Raw genomic sequence first — 2,515 nt, 5'->3', positions numbered from 1 at the left:
GCACATGGTGCCGACGGCCTATGTGGAGCTGGAGCGATTCCCGCTGACGCCGAATGGCAAGCTCGACCAGCGCGCGCTACCGAGTCCCGAAGCGCAGGCTGCGCGCGCGGTCTACGTCGCGCCGCGAGACGAGATGGAAAGCCGGCTCGCCGCGATCTGGCAGGACGTGCTGGGTGTCGAGCGGGCCGGGGTATACGACGATTTCTTCCAGCTCGGCGGCCACTCGCTGCTGGCGGTCCGTGTGCTGTCGGCGGTGCGCGCGGCCTTCGGTGCGGCACCGGCGTTGCGCACGCTGTTCGAATCTCCCGTGCTGGCCGGGTTTGCGGCAGCATTGCGTGAATTCCGCGAAGCGGACACGCTGGAAGCGGCTCAGGTCACTGTCGATCCAGCCGCCTTCGCAGAGGCCGCCGCCGATCCTCACGCGCGGATGCCGTTGTCCGCCTCGCAGGCGCATCTGTGGTTCCTCTGGAAGCTCGACCCGGCGAGCACCGCCTACAACGTGAACGGCGCGCTGCGTTTCGACGGCCTGCTTGACCGCGCCGCGCTCGATGCCGCGTTCAGCTCGCTGGTGGCGCGCCATCCCGCGCTGCGGATGCGCTTTAATGAGGAGTCCGGCGTTCCGTATCAAATCCCCGATCCGTCGGCGCGTGGCGAGCTGCGCCATCTCGATCTGACGGATGCGCTTGACGTGTCGACGCATCTCACCGGACTCGCGCGGATGCCGTTCGACCTCGCGGCTGAGCTGCCCGTGCGCGCGACGCTGGTCCGCATCGCCGCCGACGCGCATGTCCTGCATCTGGGTTTGCATCACATCGTCAGCGACGCTGAGTCGGTCGCGATTCTGTTTGCGGACCTGGCGCGCTTCTACCGGGCGCATGCCGCGGGCGAACGCGGCGCCGACGACAGTGCTGCGCACGCGGCCGGGTCTGCCTACCGCGCGTCGATCGAAACGCAGGCGAAGCGGCATGAGAGCGCTCACGGTGCCGCGCAGCTTGCATATTGGCGCGACACGCTGGCTGCGGGCGACGGCGCCGACGTTGCGCTCGCGCTGCCGTTCGACCGTGTGCGCCGCGGCCCGCGCCGCGCGCCGGGTGCCCGTCTGCGCGCGCGTGTGCCCGCGGCGACCGTGCAGGCACTGCGTGCGTTGTCGCGCGAGCGCCGCGCGACGCTGTTCATGACGGTGCTCGCCGCGTTCAACGCGTTGTTGTACCGCTACACGGGTCAGCACGACATCCGCGTTGGTGTTCCCCTGTCGGGCCGTGACGATGCGGCCGTGGCGGATCTCGTCGGCTTCTTTGTGAACACGGTCGTGATCCGTACCGAGCCGTACGGCGAGATGCGCGCCGACCAGTTGATCGAGGCGGTGCGCGAGCGCGTGCTGACCGCGCATGCGAACCAGGACGTACCGTTCGCGAATGTCGTGAAAGTGCTGCAGCCCGAGCGCGAGCTGACACGCACGCCGCTGTTCCAGGTGCTCGTGAATCAGCAGCAGCGCGTCGATTTCGATGCGGCGTTCGGCGGCGGGCTGCGCGTGTCGACGCAGGAGATCGACAATGGCGAGGCGCAGTTCGACCTGATGCTGCACATGGCCGAAGCCGCCGACGCAGCGCTCGACCTGACACTGATCTATGCGACCGATGTGTTCGATGCCGCGACGATCGAACGGTTGAGCGCGCATTTTGTGGAGCTGCTGGCGCAGTGGGGAGCGGCACCGGGCGCGCTGTTGTCGTCGTTTGTGCTGGCGGATGGCGATGCGGCGACCGATGCGGATGCGGGCGGTTTGCTGTTGCGACAGTTACGAAACGAGGCCGCACCGCTCGATGTCGTCTCGCGCTTCGCCGCACAGGTCTCGCGCCGGGGCAATGCGATTGCCTTGAGTGACGGTGGAGAGTCGGTGAGCTACACGCAACTCGATGCATGGTCGCGAGCGATCGCGGCCGAGTTGCGGCGGCGCGGCGTGGGAGTGGAAACGCGCGTCGGCGTATCGATGGAGCGATCGGCGGCACTAGTCGCAGCATTGCTCGGCGTGCTGCGCGCGGGTGCGGCTTACGTGCCGCTCGATCCGTCGTACCCGGCGGAGCGCCTTGCGTATATCGCCGGCGACGCGCAGCTTGCGTTCATCGTGACCGACGACGCAGCGCGTGACCGGCAGGCAGGATGCTTCGGCGCGCTGCCGTTGGTCGATGCGGTTGCGTGGCGCGATGCCGGGCCGGATGGCGCTGCGTTCGATGCGCCGGCACCGCACCCCGGGCAACTGGCGTACGTGATCTATACGTCGGGTTCGACGGGCAAGCCAAAGGGCGTGGGCGTGACGCACGCGAACGTGGCGCGGCTGTTCGACGCGACGCAGGCGCAGTTCCATTTCGACGAACGGGACGTGTGGACGCTGTTCCATTCGTACGCATTCGATTTCTCGGTCTGGGAGCTGTTCGGCGCGTTGACCCTGGGCGGTCGGCTGGTGATCGTGCCGCACTGGACGGCGCGTGAACCGGCGGCCTTCCATGCGCTGCTGCGC

At 68.2% G+C, this 2,515-nt stretch carries 1 protein-coding gene; it reads left to right on the top strand.

Translation table 11 applies throughout. The features are described from left to right. On the top strand, positions 1–2,515 hold a 2,515-nt coding region (locus DVS29_RS36660), incomplete at both ends, for a condensation domain-containing protein (protein WP_164708093.1).

Source organism: Paraburkholderia phosphatilytica (assembly GCF_003443895.1).
Taxonomy (GTDB): domain Bacteria; phylum Pseudomonadota; class Gammaproteobacteria; order Burkholderiales; family Burkholderiaceae; genus Paraburkholderia; species Paraburkholderia phosphatilytica.
Note: the sequence above shows the minus strand (reverse complement) of the source record. Positions and strands in the feature narration are given on the sequence as shown.